This is a genomic window from Paraburkholderia sp. (genome assembly GCF_050742655.1).
Taxonomy (GTDB): Bacteria; Pseudomonadota; Gammaproteobacteria; order Burkholderiales; family Burkholderiaceae; genus Paraburkholderia.
The window spans coordinates 92,368-115,768 of sequence record NZ_JBOIGG010000014.1 but is presented as its reverse complement, the minus strand read 5'-3'; the positions used below and the strand labels follow the sequence as shown (position 1 = coordinate 115,768).

The following is a 23,401-nucleotide window of genomic DNA, read 5'->3' as shown; positions in this document are numbered from 1 at the left end:
GCGTCCCTCCTGAGCGCCGGGCGTGCAACGTGAATGACACAGCAAGAACCGGAGCGCGACCGCGCGTCGATCCAGTGACGATGGTCTCATCGTCACTGGAGGTCATCGAATGAACGCATCGCATCCGATCCTGCCGCCCGCGTTCCGGCGGCTCGCGTGGTCGAATCTTGCCGCGCAGTCGGCGGAACAGATCGGTCTCGCTGCCGCGCCGCTCGTCGCGGTATTCGCGCTGGGCGCGACCGCGCGCGAGACCGGTCTGCTGCAGACCGCGCAGACGCTGCCGTTCCTGTTGCTGTCGATTCCGTTCGGCGTGTGGGTCGACCGCCGTTCGCGCCGCACGTTGATGACCGTAGCCGAAAGCGTGCGCGTGCTCGCGATGTTGGCGGTGCTGCTGCTGATCTTTGCGCACGCGCTGTCGCTGCCGTTGCTTGCGGCACTCGGTTTCCTCGGCGCGACAGGCACCGTCGCGTACAGCGTCGCGGCGCCCGCGCTCGTGCCTTCACTCGTACCGCGCGAAGCGTTCGCGGCGGCCAACGGACGTATCGAACTCGCGCGCAGCGTGGCGTATTCGGCGGGGCCGGCGGTGGGCGGCTTGCTGGTCGGCTGGATCGGCGCGGGCTGGGCGTATGGCTGCGCGGCCGCGCTGTCGATGCTCGCAGTTGCGCTGCTCGCCGGACTGCGCGAACCCGCACGCGCGCAGATCGTGCCGCGGCATTTCATGCTCGAGTTGCGCGACGGCGCGCGCTTCGTGCTGCGCGACGCGCTGCTGCGTCCGATGCTCGCGACCGCGGTGTTCTTCAACATCGGCTTCTTCACGCTGCAATCGATGTACGTGCCGTACGCGGTGCATCGGCTGGGGCTGTCCGCGTCGTCGGTCGGCATGACGCTCGGTGCGTATGGCGTCGGCATGGTGTGCGGCGCGCTCGCGGCGCCGGCCGTCGCGCGGCGGCTTACATTTGGCCGCATGCTGACGATCGGTCCGACGTGCGGCCTGCTCGCGTCACTGGTCATGGTCGGGACGATTGCCGTGCCATCGTTCTGGCTCGCTGCGCTTAGTTTCTTCATGCTCGGCGCCGGGCCGATCCTGTGGACCGTCGGCTCGACGACGCTGCGTCAGGCGATCACGCCATCCGGGATGATGGGCCGCGTGTCGGCGATCAACAGCACGGCGACGTACGGTGCGCGGCCGCTCGGCGCGCTGCTCGGCGCGGTGGTCAGCGGCCACCTCGGCATGGATGCTTGCCTCGTTGCGGCGGCAGGCGGATTCGTGATTCAGGCGGTGGTGATCGTCATGTCGCCCGCCGCGCGGCTTGCGCGTATTCCGGAGCACAGCGCCGCAGCCTTCTGACAGCAGACTTTCGGGCGGCCGGGTCTTTGCATGTGAGGCGAACGATGCGCGTTCGTCTCACCCGTGGAAACCCTCGAAAATGAAAATGAATTTTTTTTGGCGAGATTTATATGTAAATATAATTTCATCAATTTCCAGGGCAACTGCTGCACCGTCCCGCTCCCATGATTCATCAATCGCCCGTTGTTTCCAGTTCCGCCGAGCAGGCCATCGCTGCGCGCATTGCGGCCGCCATGCCGAACCTCACGCCGATTCATCGGCGTATGGGCGACTACGTGCTGACCAATCTGTTTCGCGCGGCAACCATGCGGATCGACGAACTGGCCAGCGTGGTCGGCGCATCGGTGGCGACGGCGAATCGCTTCGCACGCGCGCTCGGTTTCGACGGCTATCCGCAGTTTCGTGACGCGCTCGTTCGCGGATTCGAGGCGACACTCGCACCGGTCGAGCGGCTGCGCACCGCGCAGGAATCGCTGGCGGCCGGCGACGATGTCGTCGACGCGTCGCTGGAGCAGGCCGCCAGCAATCTGCACGCCACACGCCTCGCTGTCGACGGCGCGGTTGCCGAGGCCGCCGTCGAAGCGATCATCGCCGCGCGCCGTGTCTTCGTGCTTGGCTACGGGGCCAGCGCGTTTCTCGCGGGCCTGATGGAACATGGCCTGATGCCGTATCACGACAACGTGCAGTCGCTCGCACTGATGGGTGGGCCGTCGCATGCGGCGCGTCGTCTGTTCGCTTCGAACGAGCAAGATCTGGTCATCGGTCTCGCGTTTCCGCGCTATGTCGAAGACACGATCGAACTTGCGCGCCGCGCGGCAAGCCGGGGTGCCCGCGTGCTTGCGCTCACCGACAGTCCGCGCTCGCCGCTCGCGCAATTCGCGAATCTCTCGCTCTATATCCGCACCGACCGGCGCCTCGCCGCGAACGCCGATTCGGCCGTGCTCGCCGTGATCGAAGCGCTGTGCGATGCGGTGGCGTACCGATCGAAACGCTCGGTGAAAGCGGCCTCCGAAGTTAGCGAATTCCTGTTGCCGTGGCTCGTCGATCCGCAAGCCGCTGCCACCGATACGGGCCAGCGGGCCAGGCGCGCTGCGCCCCGAACTGCTCGCACCCCTCGTACTGAAAAAGCGAAACGATGAACTCCAACGCAGTTATTGCCATTCATGGCGGGGCAGGGACCATCCTGCGTGCATCGATGTCGGCCAGCGCCGAAACCGGGTACCACGCCGCTCTGCACGACGTGCTGAGCGCCGGCCAGCGCGTGCTCGCCGACGGCGGCAGCGCAATCGACGCCGTTAGCGAAGCCGTGCGTCTGCTCGAGGACTGTCCGCTTTTCAATGCAGGTCATGGCGCGGTCTACACGGCGGCCGGCACACACGAACTCGACGCTGCGATCATGGACGGGAGCACGCTCGATGCCGGGGCGATCTGCTGCGTCAAGCGCGTGCGCAATCCGATTCTGGTTGCACGTCGGGTGCTCGAACGCAGCGAACATGTGCTGTTTACCGGTGAAGGAGCGGAAGCATTTGCCGCCGCGCAGGGGTTCGAATTCGTCGAGCTGGAATATTTCCATACCGAGAGTCGTCATCGGCAGTGGCTGCTCGCACGCAATCGGCCCCCGATGCTCGACCACGACGGTGCCACGCTCGTCGCCGCGCCGCCTTCGAGCGACGACGATCCGACGCCGCACGAACCGATCGATCCGAACCGCAAGTTCGGCACCGTCGGCGCAGTCGCGCTCGATTTGCACGGCCACGTTGCGGCTGCGACGTCGACAGGCGGCGTCACAAACAAGCAGGTCGGCCGGGTCGGCGACACGCCTCTGATCGGTGCGGGCTGCTATGCGGACGACGCGACCTGCGCGGTCTCGACTACCGGCTCGGGCGAGATGTTCATGCGGATGGTCGCGGCGTACGACGTCGCCGCGCAGATGGCCTATCGCAACGTGTCGCTGCAGGAAGCGGCCGACGACGTGGTGATGAACCGCCTGCCCAGGATCGGCGGCCGCGGCGGTTTGATCGCCGTGGACGCGCACGGCAACGTCACGCTGCCGTTTAATACTGAAGGCATGTATCGCGGTTTTGCGCGGCCGGGCGTTACACCGGTGACTGCGATTTACCGCTAGTCCGTGTACTCCCGCGCTGCACGAAGCAGCGCCTGAATTTTCGTTACCCGAGTTGTTCGAGTTCAAAGGAGTCACCGTGCCGACTTCATCGCACACTGCCGGTTCGCTCACCGAAACCTTGCCGCCGCAACGCGTACTTGCCGTCGACGGTCTGTCCGTCGCATTCCGCAGCGGCGACGTCACGTTCAACGCGGTGCGCAATCTGTCGCTGACGGTCGAGCGTGGCGAGACGCTAGCGATCGTCGGCGAATCGGGTTCGGGCAAATCGGTGACCTCGCTCGCGTTGATGCGGCTGATCGAGCATGGCGGTGGGCGCCTTGCCGGCGGCAGCATCGCATTCCGGCGTCGCGACGGCAGCGTGCTCGACCTCGTGAAAGCGTCGTCCGGCACGATGCGTTCGATTCGCGGCGCCGACATCGCGATGATTTTTCAGGAGCCGATGACGTCGCTCAATCCAGTCTTCACCGTCGGCGATCAGATCAGCGAAGCGATCGCGCTGCATCAAGGCAAGAGCCGCTCCGCGGCGGCCGCCGAAACGCTACGTCTGCTCGACCTCGTGCGCATTCCGGAGTCACGGCGGGTGGCGGCGCGTTATCCGCATCAACTGTCGGGCGGCATGCGCCAGCGCGTGATGATCGCGATGGCGCTGTCCTGCAAGCCGTCGCTGCTGATCGCCGACGAGCCGACTACCGCGCTCGACGTGACAATCCAGGCGCAGATCCTGCAACTGATTCGCGGTCTGCAGGACGAGATGAACATGGGCGTGATCTTCATCACGCACGACATGGGGGTGGTCGCCGAAGTGGCCGACCGTGTGCTGGTGATGTATCGCGGCGAGAAGGTGGAAGAGGGCGTGTCGGATGCGCTCTTCGCCGCGCCGTCGCATCCTTATACGAAAGCGTTGCTCGCTGCCGTGCCACGGCTCGGCACGATGCAAGGAACCGATCGGCCGGCAAGGTTTCCGATTCTCACGGTGGAGCAGGCGAGCCAGAGCGGTGCAGACGAAGCCGTGCGTCCTGCTGTCGCCGTCGCTCGGGAGCCACAGCCGCCGGTGGAAGAGAGCACGCCGCCGATTTTGCGCGTGCGCGATCTGGTTACGCGTTTTCCAGTCAGGAGCGGTGTGTTCGGCCGCGTGACGGGCCGTGTGCACGCAGTCGAAAAAGTCAGCTTCGATTTGCGGCCCGGCGAAACACTCGCGCTGGTCGGCGAATCGGGTTGCGGCAAATCGACTACTGGCCGCTCGCTGCTGCGCCTCGTCGAAAGTCAGGGCGGCTCGATCGAATTCAACGGCCGCGAAATCAGTTCGTTAACGGGCCCCGCGCTGCAGGCGCTGCGCCGCGATATCCAGTTTATTTTCCAGGACCCGTTCGCGTCGCTCAATCCGCGTTTGACGGTTGGCTTCTCGATCATGGAGCCGCTGCTCGTGCACGGCGTCGCACGGGGCGAGCAAGCTCAGGCGCGCGTGGCGTGGCTGCTCGAGAAAGTCGGCTTGCCGCCCGAAGCCGCGCGCCGTTATCCGCACGAATTCTCCGGCGGTCAACGGCAACGGATTGCGATCGCGCGTGCGCTGGCGCTGAATCCAAAAGTCGTGATCGCCGACGAATCCGTTTCCGCACTCGACGTTTCCGTGCAGGCACAAATCGTCAATCTGATGCTCGATCTGCAACGCGAACTCGGCGTGGCGTACCTCTTCATTTCGCACGACATGGCCGTGGTCGAACGCGTCAGCCATCGCGTCGCAGTGATGTATCTCGGTCAGATCGTCGAGATCGGTCCGAGGCACGCGGTGTTCGAAGCGCCGCAGCATCCATACACGCGCAAGCTGATGGGCGCGGTGCCGGTCGCCGATCCAGCACGCCGTCACGCGAAACGCACGCTCGCCGCCGACGAGATTCCGAGCCCGATCCGCGCGTTGAACGACGAGCCGATCGTCGCGCCGCTCGTGGCGGTCGGACGAGATCATTTCGTCGCCAGGCATCGCGTCGGCGGGGCGTACTAGCGACCCGAAGCAGCACATCTCATCCTACAGCAATACGACCTGTTCATTTCGCAGCCTGGAGCTAACCTCATGAACCTGCCAGTCCCGTCTTCTCCGTTTCGTTTGCGCGCGCTGATCAGCGGCGGCGCGGTGGTGTTCGCGATGCTCGCGGGCCATGCGGCGCACGCCGACACCACGGCCGTGATGGCCGTCGCGTCGACGTTCACGACGCTCGACCCGTACGACGCCAACGACACACTCTCGCAAGCGGTCGCCAAGTCGTTCTATCAAGGGCTCTTCGGGTTCGACAAGGACATGAAGCTGATCAACGTGCTGGCCGACAGCTACGAAGCGAGCCCGGATGCGCGCGTGTATACGTTCAAGCTGCGTCACGGCGTGAAGTTCCAGGACGGCACTGACTTCAACGCCGCCGCGGTGAAAGCCAACTTCGACCGCGTGACCGATCCGGCGAACAAGCTCAAGCGCTACAACATGTTCAACCACATCGAGAAGACCGAAGTGGTGGATCCGTACACGGTGAAGATCACACTCAAGGCGCCGTTCTCGGCGTTCATCAACGTGCTGGCGCATCCGTCGGCGGTGATGATTTCACCGGACGCGCTGAAGAAGTACGGCAAGGACATCGCATTCCATCCGGTCGGGACGGGGCCATTCGAACTGGTGAAATGGGATCCGGCGGGCGACCTGACGGTGAAGAAGTTCGCGGGCTACTGGAAGAAGGGCTACCCGAAGATCGACGCGATCGACTGGAAGCCGGTGGTCGACAACAACACGCGCGCCGCATTGATGCGCACTGGTGAAGCGGACTTCGCGTTTCAGGTGCCGTTCGAACAGGCCGCGCAACTGCAGACGAGCCCGAAGGTCGACCTGATCGCGTCGTCGTCGATCATTCAGCGCTATATCAGCCTGAACATGAACCAGAAGCCGTTCGACAATCTGAAGGTGCGCGAGGCGCTGAACTACGCGATCAACAAGGATGCGCTGACCAAGGTCGTGTTCGCCGGTTACGCAACGCCAGCCGACGGCGTGGTGCCGCAAGGTGTCGACTACGCAGTGAAGCTCGGACCGTGGCCGTACGACCCGGCAAAGGCGCGCGCTTTGCTGAAGGAGGCGGGCTATCCGAACGGCTTCGAAACCACGCTGTGGTCCGCGTATAACTACTCAACCGCGCAGAAGGTGATCCAGTTCGTGCAGCAGCAGCTCGCGCAGGTCGGCGTCAAGGCGCAGGTCGAAGCGCTCGAAGCAGGGCAGCGCGTTGCTCGCGTGGAGAGCGCTCAGGATCCCGCGACCGCACCGGTGCGGATGTTCTACTCGGGCTGGTCGTCGTCGACGGGCGAGGCCGACTGGGCGATCACGCCGCTGCTCGCGTCCGTCTCGTTCCCGCCGAAGATGGTCAATACCGCGTACTACAAAAACGACACCGTCGACAGCGATCTGAAGCAGGCGCTCGAAACGACCGACCGCGCGCAGAAGACCGCGCTCTACACCGACGCGCAAAAACGCATCTGGGCCGACGCGCCGTGGATCTTCCTCGTCAAGGAGAAGGTCGTGTATGCGCGCAGCAAGCGTCTGTCGGGTGCTTATGTGGCGCCGGACGGTTCGTTCAACTTCGACGAAATCGCGATCAAGTGATGAACGGACCGTGCGCGGCGGCGTGCTAGTTCAATCGTTCGCCGCCGCACAGGACTTTTCATTGCCCGCATCATTGCCGGATTGGGTGTCATGCTGAACTTCCTCGTCAAACGTCTCTTTGGCCTGCTGCCGACGCTTTTCATCGTCGCTGTGCTGGTGTTCCTGTTCGTGCATCTGTTGCCGGGCGATCCGGCGCGGCTTGCCGCGGGTCCCGACGCGGACGAGGCGACGGTTGCGCTGGTGCGGGCCGACCTGGGCCTGAACAAGCCGATGCCGCAACAGTTCGTCAGCTTCTTCGTGAAGATCGCGCACGGCGATTTTGGTATCTCGACACGCAGCAAGCGGCCGGTCAGCCAGGAAATCGGCGAGCGTTTCGTGCCGACGTTGCTGCTCACGCTGGCCAGCATGGTGTGGGCGGTGGTGCTGGGCATGGGTATCGGGATCGTCTCGGCCGTGTGGCGCAACCGCTGGCCCGATCGGCTCGGCATGACGCTCGCGGTGTCGGGCATTTCGTTTCCCGCGTTCGCACTCGGCATGTTGCTGATGGAGATTTTCTCGGTGAAGCTCGGCTGGCTGCCTGTCGTCGGCGATGGTTCGTGGCAGAGCTACGTTCTGCCTTCGCTCACGCTCGGCGCGGCGGTTGCGGCGGTGATGGCGCGCTTCACGCGCGCGTCGTTCGTCGAAGTGATGAACGAAGACTTCGTGCGTACCGCGCGCGCGAAGGGCGTACCCGAGCGGCTCGTGATCGTCAAACATTGCCTGCGCAATGCGCTGATTCCCGTCGTCACGATGATGGGGTTGCAATTCGGTTTTCTGCTTGGCGGCTCGATCGTGGTCGAAGTGGTGTTCAACTGGCCGGGGCTCGGACGCCTGCTGGTGGACGCCGTGTCGATGCGCGACTATCCGGTGATTCAGGCCGAAGTGCTGCTGTTCTCGCTCGAATTCATCATCATCAATCTGGTCGTGGACGTGTTGTACGCCGTGATCAACCCGACCATCCGTTTCAAGTGAGGCCCGCATGAGCACGACCGCCACCGAGCCGAATGCGCCAGGCACCGCTCCCGTCGAACGCGCGATCCGCACACCGTGGAGCGAGTTCTGGCGCAAGTTCCGCAAGCAGCACATGGCGCTCGGCGCCGGCATCTTCGTGCTGCTGCTGATCGCCGTCGCGGTCGCTGCGCCGCATCTCGTCCCGTACGATCCGGAGAATTTTTTCGACTACGATGCGTTGAACGCAGGCCCCTCCGCGGCACACTGGTTCGGAGTGGATTCGCTCGGCCGCGATATTTTCAGCCGCATTCTGGCGGGTTCGCGCATTTCACTCGAAGCAGGGTTTCTGTCCGTAGCGATCGGCGCGGTGGTGGGCACGTTCTTCGGCTTGCTCGCCGGCTACTACGAGGGCTGGTGGGATCGCATCACGATGCGGGTCGCCGACGTACTGTTTGCTTTTCCCGGCATTCTGCTGGCGATCGGCGTGGTGGCCATTCTCGGCAACGGCATGATCAACGTGATCTGCGCGGTGGCGATCTTCAGCATCCCGGCGTTCGCGCGGCTCGTGCGCGGCAATACGCTCGTGCTTAAGCAACTCACGTATATCGAAGCGGCGCGCAGCATCGGTGCGTCGGACTGGACCATCATCGTGCGCCACATTTTGCCGGGGACGATCTCTTCGGTGGTGGTGTACTTCACGATGCGTATCGGTACGTCGATCATCACGGCGGCGAGTCTGTCGTTTCTCGGACTCGGCGCGCAACCGCCCACGCCCGAGTGGGGCGCGATGCTCAACGAAGCGCGTGCAGATATGGTCACGGCGCCGCATATCGCGCTGTTTCCGAGTCTGGCGATTTTCGTGACCGTACTGGCGTTCAACCTGCTCGGCGATGGTTTGCGCGACGCACTCGATCCGAAGCTCGACCGGCCATGAGTTCGACCGTTTCACAGCGTGCGCCGCACGTCGGCATATTGCCCGCCGGTCCGCTCGATACGATTGCCGACGTGCAGGGCGTGACTGTCGGACACTGCACGCTCGATCAAGGTGCTGTTCAGACCGGCGTGACCGTGATTCGTCCGCATGGCGGCGATCCATTTCTCGACAAGGTGCCGGCGGCCGCGTCGGTGATCAATGGATTCGGCAAGAGCATCGGGCTCGTGCAGGTCGCGGAACTCGGCACGCTGGAAACGCCAATCGCGCTGACCAATACGTTCGGTGTCGCTGCACTTGCGCAGGCGCAGATTCGCGCGGCCGTTCGAGCGAATCCGCGTATCGGACGCGAGTGGTCGACGGTCAATCCTCTGGTATTCGAATGCAATGACGGCTACCTGAACGATATCCAGGCGCTGGCCATCGACGAACGGCATTTCGATGACGCCTATGCAGCCGCAAACGCCGATGTGGTGAGCGGATCGGTCGGGGCGGGGCGTGGCATGTCGTGTTTCGATCTGAAAGGCGGTATCGGCAATGCGTCGCGCGTGGTGAGCGTAATGGGCCAGGGGTACACCGTCGGCGTGCTCGTGCTGGCAAACTTCGGCCGGCTGCCGATGCTGACCGCCGACGGTATGCCGCTCGGACGTGTACTGGCCGAACGTGCGGCGCACGCGATTTCATCAACGAATTCACCAACGATTCCGCCAACGAAACCCGAGCAGGGTTCGATCATCATGATCGCCGCCACCGACGCGCCACTCGATGCGCGGCAACTCAGGCGTCTCTCATTGCGCGCGGCAGCGGGCCTCGCGCGCACTGGCTCGGTTTATGGACACGGCAGTGGCGATATCGCACTGTCGTTTTCGACGGCCTACACCGTACCGCATGAAGCCGATTTCATCACGCTGCCACCGTTGCTTGCCGACCGGTGTCTTGACCCGCTCTTTGCCGCCTGTGCGGACAGCGTCGAGCAGGCGATTCTCGATGTCCTGTGGAGCGCTGTATCCGTGACGGGGCGCGATGGCCATCGACGGTTATCGCTACGCGACAGCGTGCCCGATCTCGCCCAACTACTTGAATCCACTCGTTCATGAAAGTCCTCATTTCTGCCGACATCGAAGGCATTGCCGGTGTGTTTCATCCCGAGCAAACACGCGCGGGTAACGGCGAATATGAAGCGGCGCGCCGGTGGATGACGCTCGAAGCCAACGCTGCGATCGAAGGTGCATTCGCCGGCGGCGCAACGCAGGTGTGGGTCAATGATTCTCACGGCGGGTTTCGCAATCTGCTGCCCGATCTACTCGATGCACGCGCTCAGATCGTACTCGGCAAACCGCGCACGCTCGGCATGATGGCCGGGCTCGAATACGGCGCGGCACTGGTCTTCATGATCGGCTATCACGCGATGTCCCAGACGCGCGGCATTCTCGCGCACACCATCAACAGCTTTGCCTTCGCGCGCGTATTGCTGAACGGCATGGAAGTGGGCGAGGCTGGTGTGTACGGTGCGCTTGCGGAAGAATATGGGGCACAGATAGGGCTTTTATCGGGTGACGACATCTTCGCCGAAGAAACCGCGCAGCGTTTTCCGCGTGCGCGCTTTGTGATCACCAAGAGCGCGACGGGGCAAACGAGCGGCGTCACGCAATCGCCGGCGAGCGCTCGCGCTGCCATCGAAATCGCAGCACGCGAAGTGGTTCAGCAACATCTCGCCACCGGGGGCGCGCAGGAATCTACCCGTGCTGAAGCGAAGCCGGCCGAATGCGAACTGCGCGTGCAGACCAGCGCGCTTGCCGATCTGTTCTGCCAGTGGCCGACGCTTACACGTGTCGACGCGGTTACGTTGAGCTTTCACGCGGAGTCGACGGAATACGTGGTGCGTACGCTGAACTGCCTGTCGGCGATGTCGTTCATGTTGCGCTAGCTCGAATCTGCGTCGAACGCTGCGCCGTGCGGTGACACGTTTCGCGAGGAAGCGGTACTCTCTGGCATTCCAGCGGCACTGTCTTTCTCACTGATTAGCCCACTGAGCGGAGTACAGCATGAGCAAGCAAACAATCGCGGATTTTCTGGCCCGAACGCTCGCGGCGGCCGGCGTCGAACGAATCTGGGGGGTGACGGGTGACAGCCTGAACGGCCTGTCGGACAGCTTGCACCGACTCGGTTCGATTCGCTGGATGCATACGCGTCACGAGGAAGTCGCCGCGTTCGCGGCAGGCGCCGATGCCGCCGCGACCGGCAAGCTCGCGGTCTGCGCGGGTAGCTGCGGGCCGGGCAACCTGCATCTGATCAACGGACTGTTCGACTGCCATCGCAATCACGTGCCGGTGCTGGCTATTGCCGCGCATATTCCGTCGTCGGAGATCGGGCTCGGCTACTTCCAGGAGACGCATCCGCAGGAGTTGTTCAAGGAGTGCTCCCATTACGTCGAGCTGGTGACGAACCCATCGCAGTTTCCTCGTGTGCTCGCGACCGCGATGCGCACCGCGATCGTCGATCGCGGCGTCGCGGTGATCGTGCTGCCCGGCGACGTCGCACTCGGAGATGCGCCGGATGAGACGCCCGCATGGTCCGCGCTGGCGGGCGCGCCGGTCCTGACACCGGCCGCTGAGGACATCGACCGGCTCGCCGATTTGCTGAACGGCTCGGACGCCGTCACGCTGCTGTGCGGCAGCGGCTGCGAAGGCGCGCACGACGAAGTGGTCGCGCTCGCCGACACGCTCGGTGCGCCCACCGTGCATGCGCTGCGCGGCAAACAGTTCGTCGAATGGGACAACCCGTACGACGTCGGCATGACCGGGCTGATCGGCTTCAGCTCCGGCTATCACGCGATGATGTCGTGCGACACGCTGGTGATGCTCGGTACCGATTTCCCGTATCGCAACTTCTATCCGCCGCACGCCAACATCGTGCAGATCGACCGGCGCGGCAAGGCGCTTGGAAAGCGCGCGCCGCTCAAGCTGGGGCTCGTCGGCGACGTGCGCGCAACGCTGCAGGCGCTGCAGCCGAAGCTCACACGCAAGGACGGGCGGCATTTCATCGATCGCGCGCTCAAGCACTACGCGGCGGCGCGCAAGGGGCTCGACGATCTTGCGCGGCCGTCCGATCCGGGCCGGCCGATTCATCCGCAGTATCTGACGAGCCTCGTCGACCAGATCGCGAACGAGGATGCCGTGTTCACCGCTGACGTCGGCACGCCGACGCTATGGGCCGCGCGCTATCTGACGATGAACGGCAAGCGTTCGCTGCACGGCTCGTTCAATCACGGGTCGATGGCGAACGCGATGCCGCAGGCGCTCGGCGCGCAGGCCGCGGCGCCGGGACGGCAGGTGGTGTCGCTGTCGGGCGACGGCGGTCTGTCGATGCTGCTCGGCGATCTGCTCACCGCGCGCCAGCTCGATCTACCGATCAAGGTCGTCGTCTTCAACAACAGCGTGCTCGGCTTCGTCGCGATGGAGATGAAGGCGGGCGGCTACCTCGATACCGGCACCGATCTCGCCACCACCGACTTCGCGGCGATCGCGAAGGGCGCGGGCATCTACGGCGTGCGCGTGACCGAATCGGAAGACCTCGCCGATGCGTTGCGCAGCGCGTTCGCCCATCCGGGGCCGGCGGTGATCGACGTCGTCACGTCGAAGCACGAACTCGCGCTGCCGCCGAAGATCGAGTGGGCGCAGGCGAAGGGCTTCAGCCTGTACATGCTGCGCGCGGTGCTGAACGGCCGCGGCGACGAAGTCGTCGAGCTCGCGACGACGAATCTGCGGTAGCGGTGGCGGAGCGGTTCGGCGGCCCCGACTCTCGCCGAACTTCCGCGCGTTCCAGATGCCCTGTGGCTGGAAATCGTATCGACCGGCATGAGTGCACTGCGCTGGTGCGCAGTACAATCGTCGCCTTTGCCGGCACGCATCACGGAGACAAGCGTGCGCGCCGGCCGTCGACATCCATACACTGGGGCGCAGCTTGAATAATCCACGGCAGCAAGAGGGCCTGAAGCGCGGGCTCAAAAACCGTCACATCCAGTTGATCGCGCTGGGCGGCGCGATCGGCACCGGTCTGTTCCTCGGTTCCGCGAGCGTGCTGCAGGCCGCCGGTCCTTCGATGATCCTCGGCTACGCGATCGGCGGTGTGATCGCGTTCCTGATCATGCGGCAGCTCGGCGAGATGGTCGCGCAAGAGCCGGTCGCTGGTTCGTTCAGTCACTTCGCGTACAAGTACTGGGGTGACTTCCCGGGCTTTCTGTCGGGCTGGAACTACTGGGTGCTGTACGTGCTTGTCAGCATGGCCGAACTGACCGCGGTCGGCACCTATGTCCACTACTGGTGGCCCGGCGTGCCCGCGTGGGTGTCGGCGCTGGTGTGCTTTGCCGTCATCAATGCGATCAACCTCGCGAACGTAAAGGCCTACGGCGAAACCGAGTTCTGGTTCGCGATCATCAAGGTGGTGGCCGTGATCGGGATGATCCTGTTCGGCGGTTGGCTGCTCGTGACGGGTAACGGCGGCCCGCAGGCATCGATCACGAACCTGTGGCGCGACGGCGGGTTCTTTCCGCACGGTTTTCACGGGCTCTTCATGATGCTTGCCGTGATCATGTTCTCGTTCGGCGGCCTCGAGCTGATCGGCATCACCGCGGCCGAAGCCGACGAGCCGCAACGGAGCATTCCGAAGGCGGTGAATCAGGTGATCTACCGGATTCTCGTGTTCTATATCTTCTCGCTGGTCGTGCTGCTGTCGCTGTATCCGTGGAGCAAGGTCGCGGCGGGCGGCAGCCCGTTCGTGATGATCTTCTCGCAGATCGGGTCGACGCTCACTGCGAACGTGTTGAACGTCGTCGTGCTGACGGCTGCGCTGTCGGTGTACAACAGCGGCGTGTATGCGAACAGCCGGATGTTGTACGGCCTCGCGGAGCAGGGCAATGCGCCGCGCGCGCTGATGAAGGTGGACCGGCGCGGTGTGCCGTACATGGCGATCGGCCTGTCGGCGCTCGCGACGTTCACGTGCGTGATCGTCAACTACCTGATTCCCGCGCAGGCGCTTGGCGTGCTGATGGCGCTCGTCGTCGCGGCGCTCGTGCTGAACTGGGCGCTGATCAGCCTCACGCATCTGAAGTCGCGCAAGGCGATGGTTGCGGCCGGCGAAACGCTGGTGTTCCGCTCGCTGTGGTTCCCGTTCGCGAACTGGGTGTGCCTCGCGTTCATGGCGATGGTGCTTGTGATTCTCGCGATGACGCCTGGCCTCTCGGTGTCGGTGTGGCTCGTGCCGGTGTGGTTGATCGTGATGTGGGTCGGTTACCTGGTGAAGCAGCGGCAAGCGGCACATGCGCTGGTGCGCGTGGACGGCCGGTAATCGCTGGCCTTCGCGCGATGCATCGTCGCGCTTAAAGCGTCCGGTACATGACCGTTGTCGAATCGAGACGGTCTTCTACCGTATCGCGGCAATAGCCCGGAATGACGCCCGCCGTCTGGTAGCCGAGCGACGCGTACAGCGGCTCGGCATCATCGCCGGTGCGCGTGTCGAGCGTGAGTAGCGTGCGGCCGAGCCTGGCCGCCGCGCTTTCCACTTCATGCATCAACGCCCGCGCGATACCGCGTCGCCGGAACGCCGGATGCACCAGCAGCTTGCGCACTTCGGCGCGATGGCGCTGGTTGGGCATCGTGTCGTAATCCAGTTGCACCGCTCCCACGATATGCCCCGCCTGCCGCGCGACCAGCAGCAGGCGTGTGCCTGCCTGCACGCCCGGCAGCACACCGTCGGTCCAGAACGCTTCGCTGTCGCGTGCGACGAACGGCAGCACGAAGCCGATGCTCGCGCCAGCATGCACACAGGCGTGCAGCAACTCGCCAAGCTCGCGCAGATGCGCGGACAGATCGGCGGCGGTGCAGGACGAGATGTCGGCGGTCATGGCGGGCTCACACGATGAACAGAAAATAGCGCGCCGCGCTGTCGGACGGCGTCGTGAATGCGCTTGCGCCGAACAACTGGTAGCGCAGGCAGTCGCCAGGCTGCAGGTCGTGCGAGCGGCCGTCGACGGTGACCGACAGGCGCCCGTCGACGAGCACGAGATGATGCTCTAGCCCCGGCCGCGGCGTGTCTTCGTACACGATGTGCGTGCCCGCGGCGAGTTCGCACGCGAGCGCCTCGCCAGCTAGCGTCTGCGCGGGCGGCGATACCGAGCGTCGCAGGAAGCCGTGCTCGGGGTCGCGCCACACCGGCTGCGAGGCACGCCGCACGAGTGGCACGAAGTCCTCTTCAACGAGACGCATCAGGCGTGACATCGTCAGACCGTATGCGGTGCATAGCTTGCCGAGCACGTTCGCGGTCGGGCTGACCTCGGCGTTTTCGAGCCGCGACAGCGTCGCGCGGCTGACGCTGCTGCGCGACGAGAGTTCGTCGAGCGACCAGGCTCGTTCGCTGCGTAGTCCTTTCAGGCGTTGGGCGATCTGGCGGTCGAATGTCGAATCGGGGGAAGAGGTATTTTCCATATCTGGGAAAATATCTCTTATATGGGATGCATGTCAAATGGACAAAACGCTGTCCCAAGCCTCGGTGGAGTGCGCTATAGAGGCTTCTCGATCGAATCGAATGCGACAAAGCCGAAGATACCTGCGCTGCCCGGCTGACGACCGGGCTACGTTGTTGTCCGGCGACGGCGTCTATCCCGTTGCAAGGTGTCTTGATAAGCCAGGCTTTACAACGGCCTTTTATTTTCCTGCGTTTACGGCCAGTTACGTCGCGCATACGATGCAATCAGCTTACACACGTGTCGTGCGGGCGGACAACTGAGAAGTGGGCCGGTTACGGAGCATGGTGGTCGACCGACGTGGCGCGGGAGGGTTCGACCTTCCCTTTTGCGGCGATTGAAACGGAAAAATCAGAGGACCCGATGAGCAAGAAGCAGATGAAACTTGGCCTGTCGATGAGGTATCTGGGATATCACCTCGGCGCGTGGCGTCACCCGGAACTGCTTGCTGATGCCGCGTCGCAGTTTCAATCGTATCTAAGCATCGCGAAAGTAGCCGAGAAGAATAAGTTCGACCTTCTTTTCCTCGCGGATGGAATCGGGATCCGCTATGACGACGTGCCCAAGGGTTCGCTATGCCGTTCCAGTCACAATGTGGAGCTCGAGCCGCTTACACTTCTCTCGGCGCTCGCGGGCCAGACTCAGCGTATCGGTCTGGTGGCGACCGCGTCAACGACATACAACGAGCCATACCATATCGCGCGAAAGTATGGATCTCTCGATCAGATTAGCGCGGGACGCTGCGGGTGGAATGTTGTGACGTCCTGGTCGGAACAGGAGGCCTGGAACTTCAATCGCGCTAAACACCTGGATTACGAGACCCGATATGAGCGGGCCGCGGAGTTCGTTGACGTGGTGACAGGCCTTTGGGACAGCTGGGACGCGGACGCTTTTCTACATAACAAAGAATCAAGCGTGTTCTACGAGGAGTCGAAGCTGCACGTACTTGGTCACGTCGGAAAACACTTCTCAGTGCGCGGCCCGCTTAGTGTCAGGCGCTCGCCGCAGGGACGCCCGATTCTTGTTCAGGCAGGGACGTCCGAAGTGGGACAGCAGATCGCTGCAAGGCACTGTGACATCGTCTTTGCTGCGCAGCAGAATATCAAGGCGGCACAAGATTACTACTCATCCGTCAAGAACCGTCTTGAGTCTTGCCAGCGGTCTGAGGATGACCTCCTCCTGATGGTCGGACTGACTCCAATCGTTGGTCGGACGCGGGAAGAAGCCCAGGAAAAATATAGCAAACTCGAAGAACTCATTGATCCGCTCGTTGGGCTTTCAATACTGAAACGCTCATTCGGAGACTTGTCGCACCTGGACCTGGACGGTCCTGTACCGGCGCCGCCCCTCGAAAACGTTGGTTTGCGTAGCAGCGCGAACATGTACTACGAGACAGCCCAGCGAGAAGGGCTGTCGATCCGGCAACTTTACAAACGGATCGCGATGGCGCAGGAGCATTTGACTGTCATCGGTACGGGAAGTGACGTTGCGGATGCCATGGAAGCGTGGATGGATGCAAAAGCCGCTGACGGCTTCAACATCACTCCGACGCACTTGCCTCACGCGCTGAATGATTTTGTCGAGCATGTGCTCCCGGAACTGCGTCGACGTGGAAGATTCCGTGAGGAATACGAGGGTCAAACCTTGCGCCAGAATCTCGGTCTGGGAGAGCCGCGCAGCATGTATGCGTGAACGGCGAAAAGCGATTTCACTTCGGTAAAACCTATTGCGAGAGTGTCGAAAATGATGGTTCAGTCACCCGATCAACGGACTCTTAGCGCGGCCCTGCTGGTAGAGCAGGGGAACCCTGCTGACGATCCGCGTATGTTCCGTCGGTGCTTGAGTCAGTACGGAACAGGCGTTGCCATCCTGACGACCGCTGATGGTGCGGATCGCTCGGCTGTCACGGTCAATTCCTTCTCATCGCTGTCGCTTGATCCGCCGCTTCTGCTGTGGTCGATCGACAAGAAATCGCGTAGCTTCCCTGCGTTTTCAACATGCAAGTATTTCGCCGTCAACATTCTTTCGTCTGAACAGATCGAATTGTCGAGGCACTTTTCGAGCAAGGTCGTCGATAAATTCGAGAGTGTTGAATGGGCCGCTGGGCGCTTTGAATCGCCCCTCCTGGCCGGTTGCATCGCCCATTTCGAGTGCAGCGTCGACGCTCGACATGAAGGCGGTGATCATATGATTCTCATTGGCCATGTGAAGCAGCTAGCAAGATTCGAAGGAATTCCTCTGATCTTCAGTCAAGGACAGTACAACATACCGTGCGAGCATCCTGACGTGCCGGCTGAACCGGAAGCTATCGCAGATGCAAGGCCCGATACTCCCTCAAACAATGTGCTGCAACAAATCTTTAATGCCCATCATTCGCTTTCAGAAGCGTTTGAGGAACACCGGCGTGCCGAAGGTGTTAGCGTCGCCGTCGCGAGGGTGCTCGCAAGTGTTTGTAGCTACCCTGGCATAAAGGCAGACGGTATCGCCAGTCAAACGTACCTCGGACAACGAGATGTCGAGGACGCAGTCTCGGAGCTTGCGAAGAAGTCACTGCTCACTCGTGCCGATAATGGTGGCATGCAACTGACCGAGGCTGGGCTGGCTCTTCGTGAAGCCATCAGGGAACGCTGGATCGCGTTTCAGGATGCCCAGCTGGAAGGTGTCCCATCGCCGGAGATCGCAGTGGTGATGCGCACGCTAAGCCGGTTGATCGGCCGAACCAGAAAGCAGGAGGGGAATGCGACGGTGGCTGTCGACGGAGGCTGAATCGCCCGGCGCACTACCGGGAAGCGTTGTCCGGCGTGTGCCATTGCCCGTATCCGTTAACGATGTAGCAACCTTTTGCTCGGTCAGCTACCGGTAGAGGCACGAAACAATGAGTTGGGATTTCATCATCATAGGTGCGGGATCGGCGGGATGCGTTCTGGCGGATCGTCTGAGCGTCGATCCCCGTCATAAGGTATTGCTTCTGGAAGCTGGAGGCGACGATAGCCGTTTCACCATCAAGATACCGGCCCTGGCGATGAAGGCGATGAACAATCCTGAAACCGATTGGATGTTCCCGACGGAGCCGGACCCCACTCGCAATAACCGGACGGAAATTGTTCCAAGGGGCAGGGTGCTGGGCGGGTCCAGCTCAATTAATGCTACGTGGTACGTCCGTGGTAATCGGGGTGACTATGATCATTGGGCGGCGCTCGGCAATAAAGGTTGGTCTTACGACGAACTTCTCCCCTATTTCATGAAGGTCGAGTGCAACCGGGATGGCGTTAGCGATATCTACGGGAAGTCGGGCTCCATCGTAGTCAGTGAGATTCAGGGCGTGCCCAGGCTGACCCATGTTTTTCTCGACGCAATGGAGGAGATTGGCTACCCGAGAAACGCGTCGTTCAACGCCGAGCCAACCGAAGGCGTAGCGATTCTTCATTCGACGCAGCATCGAGGCATCAGATGGAGTGCGGCACGAGGATATCTTGATCCAGCAAAAGGTCGCGCAAATCTCAAGATCTTGACGGGTGCACTCGTACGGCGGGTTCTGATCGAAAACAATACGGCGGTTGGAGTTGAATTCGACATCGACGGACGGACGTGCGTCGAGCGTTGCTCAGGAGAGGTCGTGCTGAGTGCAAGTGCAATCAACTCTCCCAAAATACTGATGCATTCGGGGATCGGACCTACTGATCAGTTAGCTGATGCGGGGATCAGGGTCATCTTTGGCAACCCAGCTGTTGGACGCAATCTTCAGGAGCATCCGGCCTGTCAGGTCAAGGCGTTCGTTAACGTCCGCACGGCAAACCAGGAATTCAACGCACTTGGAATGATCAGGCATGGCGCGCGATTCGTTCTGTCGCGATCGGGCCAGGCCACGTTCTCGTACAGCGGCATAGGTCTCATCCGGACGCAACCGGAGCTCAAGTATCCAGACATCCAGTATCACTTTGCCGCGTTCTCTTCGAGTTACACCGATCAGGGCATTCGGATGGAGAAGGAGGCGGCAGTTAACCTGCAACCGAATGTGAACAGATCAAGGAGCCGCGGATATGTGAGATTAAAGTCCGCAGACCCGTTTGCGTCACCGAGTATCCAGTTCAATATGCTTGGCGATCCATACGATCGCGAGACGCTAATTGCGGGTGCTCGAATCGCCAGGTCGGCACTGCGGTCGAAGGCTTTCGCTCCGTATTTCATGGGTGAGTGCAAGCCAGGCGACGATGTCCAGACAGATGACGAGTGGTTGGCGTACATCAGGGAAAACGCGGGTGGAAGTTTTCATCCCTGCGGGACTTGCAAGATGGGTGTTGACGCAGACGCGGTTGTCACCCCGGACCTCAAGGTCATCGGCATAGATCGTCTGCGAGTGGTCGACTCGTCAATCATCCCTCAGATCCCAAGCGGAAACCTGAACGCGATTAGCCTCGTGATCGGTGAGAAAGGTGCTGAGATGATCCTGGAGGAACGCTACGGGACCAAGGCTCGACATCTGAAGACTTTCACCAGTATCGCGTGAGCAGACTGGATGAATGGCAGCACCCGGCACTAACCCGCGGCTCGAGGTAGAAGAAAGTAACCACACAACGGAACATAGGATAGGGACCCATTGTATGAAATCGCTTCTCGCAATTTCCGCAGCTTTGCTGATCAGTTCGATCCCGGTTCCCACGATGGCTGCGGAATGTGGCTCCGTGACCATCACGGAAATGAACTGGTCGTCAGCAGCCGTCGTCACAGCCGTGTCGAGTTTTCTCATGGAACAGGGATACGGTTGCAAGGTACAGAAGGTTCCGACATCGACGGTTCCGGCTTTGACCTCACTGGCAGAAACCGGTAAGCCGGACATCTTGACAGAGGTCTGGCCGGCGGTCGCAGACGTCTACTACACGCTTGAGAAGCAGGGCAAGATTGTCGCGGTCGCAAAGGTGCTTTCCGACGGAGGGCAAGACGGCTGGTGGGTGCCCAAATATCTCGTGGACAAGCATCCTGAGTTGAAGAGTCTGACAGGCATCCTTGCACACCCGGACCTGGTCGGAGGGCAGTTCAATAATGGCCCGCCTGGCTGGGGATCGACCGTTTCCAACAATAACCTCGTCAAAGCGTTCAACCTCGAGGGACATGGCGTCAAAGTGGTCAGCTTCGGTTCGGGAGAAACGCTTGCGGCATCTTTGGCTTCTGCCTATAAAGATCAGAAGCCCTGGTTCGGCTACTACTGGGCGCCTACCGCTTTGCTTGGCAAGTATCCGATGGTCAGTGTGGACATGGGCCCGGTTGTCCCAGACGTCGCGAAGTGCAATGCTCGTCTGGACTGTGCCTCGCCGGGCAAGACAGGATGGCCTCCCGCGCCCGTTCTCACTACGATGTCCAAGCCGTTCCACGATGCCCATCCCGACATCGTGAGCCTGATGAGCCACGTTTCATTCACGAACGCGCTGATGAGTCAGCTGCTGGCGTGGCAGGAAGCTAATAAGGCGACGGCGGATGAGACTGCGGCATATTTTTTGACGCACTACAAAGATCTCTGGAAGAGTTGGCTGTCGCCCGACGCGCTTACCAAACTCAGCGCAGTGATCAAGTAACGTCATATCAAAGGGCGCTCGGGCATGCATGTTCAGCCTGTCGCCCTTGCATCGCTTTCGTTGCGCCCCGCTGCTTCGAGGCGGCCACGTGACCAAAGAGAATCTGGAAGCGAGGATTGAATTCCATGAACATCTACAACGCTTTTTTTGGTGCGCCGGGACTGCGGCAGTGGTGCGACGCCAACGCCCAGGCAGGACCTGTGTCGCTCGCCCAACTTATTGCGAAATCCGCCACTTCAAAAGACACGAGCGGATGGAATGTCCCGTTTCCTTCGCTGGACGCATTGAATGCGGACTGTCCCGCAATCCCGAGGACCCGAGATTTCACGTCGGGCATTGAGCAAGGCTTCCTGCACATCCGACATGCGTTAAAGCTGGTTCTCGATCCGCTTACCCAACCCCTGTCCTGGATGCTCAACCTGTCGCTGCATGTGGTGGACGTTGTTCCATGGTGGGTCATTACACTCGCACTCCTGCTCGTAACGTACGGGCTTTCGCGCTCGAAGAAGATAACGGCACTGGCCGCCGGAATCCTTTTTTGCCTCGGACTGGTCGATTACCTCCATTACGCGCTGCAGACAACAGCAATAGTGTTCACGTGTACGGTAATTTGCATCATTGTGGGCATGCCAGTCGGAATTGCCATGTCAAAAAGCGACAAGCTGAAAAGCAGCATGTTGCCGGTGTTAGATATGCTTCAGACGCTACCTTCGTTCGTCTATCTCATTCCCCTGATCTTCCTCTTTAGCGTAACGGAACCCAAACTCTACGGGATCGCCATCATCCTTTACGCGATCGTTCCCATGATAAGACTGACGGACCTCGGTATTCGACAGGTGGACGGCAATGTTGGTGAAGCCGCATCCGCGTTTGGGATGAGCTGGTACCAGAAGCTGGTTGGCGTTGAGCTGCCACTTGCGCTTCCCAGCGTCATGGCCGGCGTAAATCAGACCATCATGATGTCGTTGTCCATGGTGGTGATTGCCTCGCTAGTCTCGGCGCCCGGGTTGGGTGTGATGGTGCTACGAGGCATCAATAATCTTGAGCTCGGTGTCGGACTGGTGGCGGGTCTTTCAATCGTGTTTTTAGCGATACTTTTCGATCGCGTTACTAAAGCGTCGATGTCACGCCTCAGTGTGCACACTCAAGGAGAACGCTAGTGAGCAGTGACATCAAGATCTCCGTCCGGGAGTGCTTCAAGATTTTCGGACCAAACGCCAGGTCAATGATGCCTCTGGTTCGGGATGGCGTCAGTAAATCTGAATTGCTCGAGAAACATGGGCACGTGATAGGCCTGCATGACATCAACGTCGACATGCGTTCTGGGGAGATCACAGTGATCATGGGCCTTTCAGGCTCAGGGAAGTCTACGCTTATCCGTCATTTAAACGGCCTGATTGTTCCCACGGCCGGGCAGATTCTCATGGACGGCAGGGATATCACGAGGTTGTCCGGACGGGCGTTGCTGGAATTCAGGCGATCGAGTGTGTCGATGGTGTTCCAGAATTTCGCATTGATGCCGCACCTCACTGTTCTTGAAAATGTTGGGCTCGCCAAGAAGGTTTGCGGTCAGAGCAAAGAGGCCATACAGAAAGACGCACGGCGCTGGATCGACCGTCTGGGTCTATCCGGCTTTGAGAGTCGATATCCGCACCAGCTTTCGGGTGGGATGCAGCAGCGGGTTGGTATTGCACGGGCATTGACATCGGACGCGGGTGTGCTACTCATGGACGAAGCATTCTCTGCTCTCGACCCGTTGACGCGATCGGACATGCAGGATCTGCTGATCGAACTTCAGCGCGAGCTTTTCAAAACAATGGTTTTTATTACACATGATCTTGAGGAGGCGCTGAAGATTGCGGACCACATTGTGATCCTCAAGGATGGCAAGATCGTTCAGCAAGGAGCGCCTCAAAGCATCATTCTGAGTCCGGTCGACGAGTACATCGAAAGGTTTGTTAACGATATAAACCGGGCACGCGTACTCAGGGTTGAGTCAATTATGAATCGCGATACGCCTGCGCCGATGCAGTCAGTCGACTCTATAGAAGGGAGTGAGACGCTGGAAGCTGCGATGGTGAAAGCGCAGGGCAACCCAGACAGGACGTTCCGGGTCACCAACGGGGACATCGTTGTCGGCACGCTTGACATGCGAGATGTGATACGTGCAATCGTGCCGCGAAACCTGCGCGGTCAGAGGCAGAGTGAAGACGGGCGCAAGGTGCTGTCCCAGTCGGACACGGTAGTCCAATCAGCGGCCGCGTGAATGTTGGACTGAACTCGTTT

General features: G+C 61.4%; 19 protein-coding genes. 17 read left to right on the top strand and 2 right to left on the bottom strand.

What is annotated here, in order from left to right:
• The first annotated feature begins 109 nt into the window (after positions 1-109).
• From ACREXZ_RS20070 to ACREXZ_RS20020, 11 genes are all read left to right on the top strand, one after another.
• Positions 110-1,348 carry an MFS transporter gene (locus ACREXZ_RS20070; protein WP_431765861.1) on the top strand — a complete coding sequence of 413 codons (1,239 nt, stop codon included), beginning with the start codon at positions 110-112 and terminating at the stop codon, positions 1,346-1,348.
• Positions 1,349-1,512: 164 nt separating this feature from the next.
• Positions 1,513-2,487, top strand: a complete 975-nt coding sequence (locus ACREXZ_RS20065) for a MurR/RpiR family transcriptional regulator (RefSeq protein ID WP_431765860.1) — start codon at positions 1,513-1,515, stop codon at positions 2,485-2,487.
• Complete coding sequence (locus tag ACREXZ_RS20060; protein WP_431765859.1) at positions 2,484-3,473, top strand: isoaspartyl peptidase/L-asparaginase family protein; 990 nt, start codon at positions 2,484-2,486, stop codon at positions 3,471-3,473. Before ACREXZ_RS20065 ends, ACREXZ_RS20060 begins: the two co-directional genes overlap by 4 nt.
• Positions 3,474-3,549: 76 nt before the next feature.
• A complete protein-coding gene (locus ACREXZ_RS20055; RefSeq protein ID WP_431765858.1) occupies positions 3,550-5,472 on the top strand; it encodes a dipeptide ABC transporter ATP-binding protein in 1,923 nt (640 codons plus the stop codon).
• 69 nt (positions 5,473-5,541) lie between these two features.
• Complete coding sequence (gene gsiB / locus ACREXZ_RS20050; protein ID WP_431765857.1) at positions 5,542-7,104, top strand: glutathione ABC transporter substrate-binding protein GsiB; 1,563 nt, start codon at positions 5,542-5,544, stop codon at positions 7,102-7,104.
• Between the two features lie 90 nt (positions 7,105-7,194).
• A complete protein-coding gene (gsiC, locus tag ACREXZ_RS20045) occupies positions 7,195-8,115 on the top strand; it encodes a glutathione ABC transporter permease GsiC (RefSeq protein WP_431765856.1) in 921 nt (306 codons plus the stop codon).
• 7 nt (positions 8,116-8,122) lie between these two features.
• Positions 8,123-9,028, top strand: coding sequence for a glutathione ABC transporter permease GsiD (gene gsiD / locus ACREXZ_RS20040; protein ID WP_431765855.1), 906 nt, complete (start codon positions 8,123-8,125; stop codon positions 9,026-9,028).
• Positions 9,025-10,122 carry a P1 family peptidase gene (locus ACREXZ_RS20035; protein ID WP_431765854.1) on the top strand — a complete coding sequence of 366 codons (1,098 nt, stop codon included), beginning with the start codon at positions 9,025-9,027 and terminating at the stop codon, positions 10,120-10,122. Before gsiD ends, ACREXZ_RS20035 begins: the two co-directional genes overlap by 4 nt.
• Positions 10,119-10,952: a M55 family metallopeptidase gene (locus ACREXZ_RS20030; protein WP_431765853.1), complete on the top strand. Its 834-nt coding sequence runs from the start codon at positions 10,119-10,121 to the stop codon at positions 10,950-10,952. Before ACREXZ_RS20035 ends, ACREXZ_RS20030 begins: the two co-directional genes overlap by 4 nt.
• A gap of 118 nt (positions 10,953-11,070) precedes the next feature.
• On the top strand, positions 11,071-12,795 hold the full coding sequence (poxB, locus tag ACREXZ_RS20025) for a ubiquinone-dependent pyruvate dehydrogenase (protein WP_431765852.1): 1,725 nt from the start codon (positions 11,071-11,073) through the stop codon (positions 12,793-12,795).
• Between the two features lie 193 nt (positions 12,796-12,988).
• A complete protein-coding gene (locus ACREXZ_RS20020) occupies positions 12,989-14,371 on the top strand; it encodes an amino acid permease (protein WP_431765851.1) in 1,383 nt (460 codons plus the stop codon).
• A 31-nt stretch (positions 14,372-14,402) separates the two neighbouring features.
• On the opposite strand, the gene ACREXZ_RS20015 is transcribed toward ACREXZ_RS20020, so the two are convergent.
• Positions 14,403-14,927, bottom strand: coding sequence for a GNAT family N-acetyltransferase (locus ACREXZ_RS20015; RefSeq protein ID WP_431765850.1), 525 nt, complete (start codon positions 14,925-14,927; stop codon positions 14,403-14,405).
• A 7-nt stretch (positions 14,928-14,934) separates the two neighbouring features.
• Positions 14,935-15,507, bottom strand: coding sequence for a helix-turn-helix domain-containing protein (locus tag ACREXZ_RS20010; RefSeq protein ID WP_431765849.1), 573 nt, complete (start codon positions 15,505-15,507; stop codon positions 14,935-14,937).
• 401 nt (positions 15,508-15,908) lie between these two features.
• On the opposite strand from ACREXZ_RS20010, the gene ACREXZ_RS20005 reads away from it, so the two are divergent.
• The 6 genes from ACREXZ_RS20005 to ACREXZ_RS19980 all read left to right on the top strand — a co-directional run bounded on the left by ACREXZ_RS20005 (position 15,909) and on the right by ACREXZ_RS19980 (position 23,381).
• Positions 15,909-17,237: an LLM class flavin-dependent oxidoreductase gene (locus tag ACREXZ_RS20005; protein ID WP_431765848.1), complete on the top strand. Its 1,329-nt coding sequence runs from the start codon at positions 15,909-15,911 to the stop codon at positions 17,235-17,237.
• Positions 17,238-17,288: 51 nt separating this feature from the next.
• Positions 17,289-18,311 (top strand): flavin reductase, encoded by a 1,023-nt coding sequence (locus ACREXZ_RS20000; RefSeq protein ID WP_431765847.1) that lies wholly within the window; start codon positions 17,289-17,291, stop codon positions 18,309-18,311.
• 109 nt (positions 18,312-18,420) lie between these two features.
• On the top strand, positions 18,421-20,052 hold the full coding sequence (locus ACREXZ_RS19995; protein ID WP_431765846.1) for a GMC family oxidoreductase: 1,632 nt from the start codon (positions 18,421-18,423) through the stop codon (positions 20,050-20,052).
• A 94-nt stretch (positions 20,053-20,146) separates the two neighbouring features.
• The gene (locus tag ACREXZ_RS19990; RefSeq protein ID WP_431765845.1) at positions 20,147-21,115 is read left to right on the top strand and encodes an ABC transporter substrate-binding protein; all 969 of its coding nucleotides are present in this window, start codon (positions 20,147-20,149) and stop codon (positions 21,113-21,115) included.
• Between the two features lie 125 nt (positions 21,116-21,240).
• A complete protein-coding gene (locus ACREXZ_RS19985; RefSeq protein WP_431765844.1) occupies positions 21,241-22,275 on the top strand; it encodes an ABC transporter permease in 1,035 nt (344 codons plus the stop codon).
• Positions 22,275-23,381, top strand: a complete 1,107-nt coding sequence (locus ACREXZ_RS19980; protein WP_431765843.1) for a quaternary amine ABC transporter ATP-binding protein — start codon at positions 22,275-22,277, stop codon at positions 23,379-23,381. The genes ACREXZ_RS19985 and ACREXZ_RS19980 overlap by 1 nt, the downstream gene beginning before the upstream one ends.
• Positions 23,382-23,401 lie beyond the last annotated feature (20 nt).

Excerpts from the sequence above, each read along its gene's own strand:
- ACREXZ_RS20000 (WP_431765847.1), top strand. The coding sequence starts at position 17,289 with ATGATGGTTCAGTCACCCGATCAACGGACTCTTAGCGCGGCCCTGCTG.
- ACREXZ_RS20070 (WP_431765861.1), top strand. The coding sequence starts at position 110 with ATGAACGCATCGCATCCGATCCTGCCGCCCGCGTTCCGGCGGCTCGCG.
- ACREXZ_RS20015 (WP_431765850.1), bottom strand. The coding sequence starts at position 14,927 with ATGACCGCCGACATCTCGTCCTGCACCGCCGCCGATCTGTCCGCGCAT.
- ACREXZ_RS19995 (WP_431765846.1), top strand. The coding sequence starts at position 18,421 with ATGAGTTGGGATTTCATCATCATAGGTGCGGGATCGGCGGGATGCGTT.
- ACREXZ_RS20060 (WP_431765859.1), top strand. The coding sequence starts at position 2,484 with ATGAACTCCAACGCAGTTATTGCCATTCATGGCGGGGCAGGGACCATC.
- ACREXZ_RS20010 (WP_431765849.1), bottom strand. The coding sequence starts at position 15,507 with ATGGAAAATACCTCTTCCCCCGATTCGACATTCGACCGCCAGATCGCC.
- gsiD (WP_431765855.1), top strand. The coding sequence starts at position 8,123 with ATGAGCACGACCGCCACCGAGCCGAATGCGCCAGGCACCGCTCCCGTC.
- gsiC (WP_431765856.1), top strand. The coding sequence starts at position 7,195 with ATGCTGAACTTCCTCGTCAAACGTCTCTTTGGCCTGCTGCCGACGCTT.
- poxB (WP_431765852.1), top strand. The coding sequence starts at position 11,071 with ATGAGCAAGCAAACAATCGCGGATTTTCTGGCCCGAACGCTCGCGGCG.
- ACREXZ_RS19990 (WP_431765845.1), top strand. The coding sequence starts at position 20,147 with ATGAAATCGCTTCTCGCAATTTCCGCAGCTTTGCTGATCAGTTCGATC.
- ACREXZ_RS20030 (WP_431765853.1), top strand. The coding sequence starts at position 10,119 with ATGAAAGTCCTCATTTCTGCCGACATCGAAGGCATTGCCGGTGTGTTT.
- gsiB (WP_431765857.1), top strand. The coding sequence starts at position 5,542 with ATGAACCTGCCAGTCCCGTCTTCTCCGTTTCGTTTGCGCGCGCTGATC.
- ACREXZ_RS19985 (WP_431765844.1), top strand. The coding sequence starts at position 21,241 with ATGAACATCTACAACGCTTTTTTTGGTGCGCCGGGACTGCGGCAGTGG.
- ACREXZ_RS20035 (WP_431765854.1), top strand. The coding sequence starts at position 9,025 with ATGAGTTCGACCGTTTCACAGCGTGCGCCGCACGTCGGCATATTGCCC.
- ACREXZ_RS20065 (WP_431765860.1), top strand. The coding sequence starts at position 1,513 with ATGATTCATCAATCGCCCGTTGTTTCCAGTTCCGCCGAGCAGGCCATC.
- ACREXZ_RS20005 (WP_431765848.1), top strand. The coding sequence starts at position 15,909 with ATGAGCAAGAAGCAGATGAAACTTGGCCTGTCGATGAGGTATCTGGGA.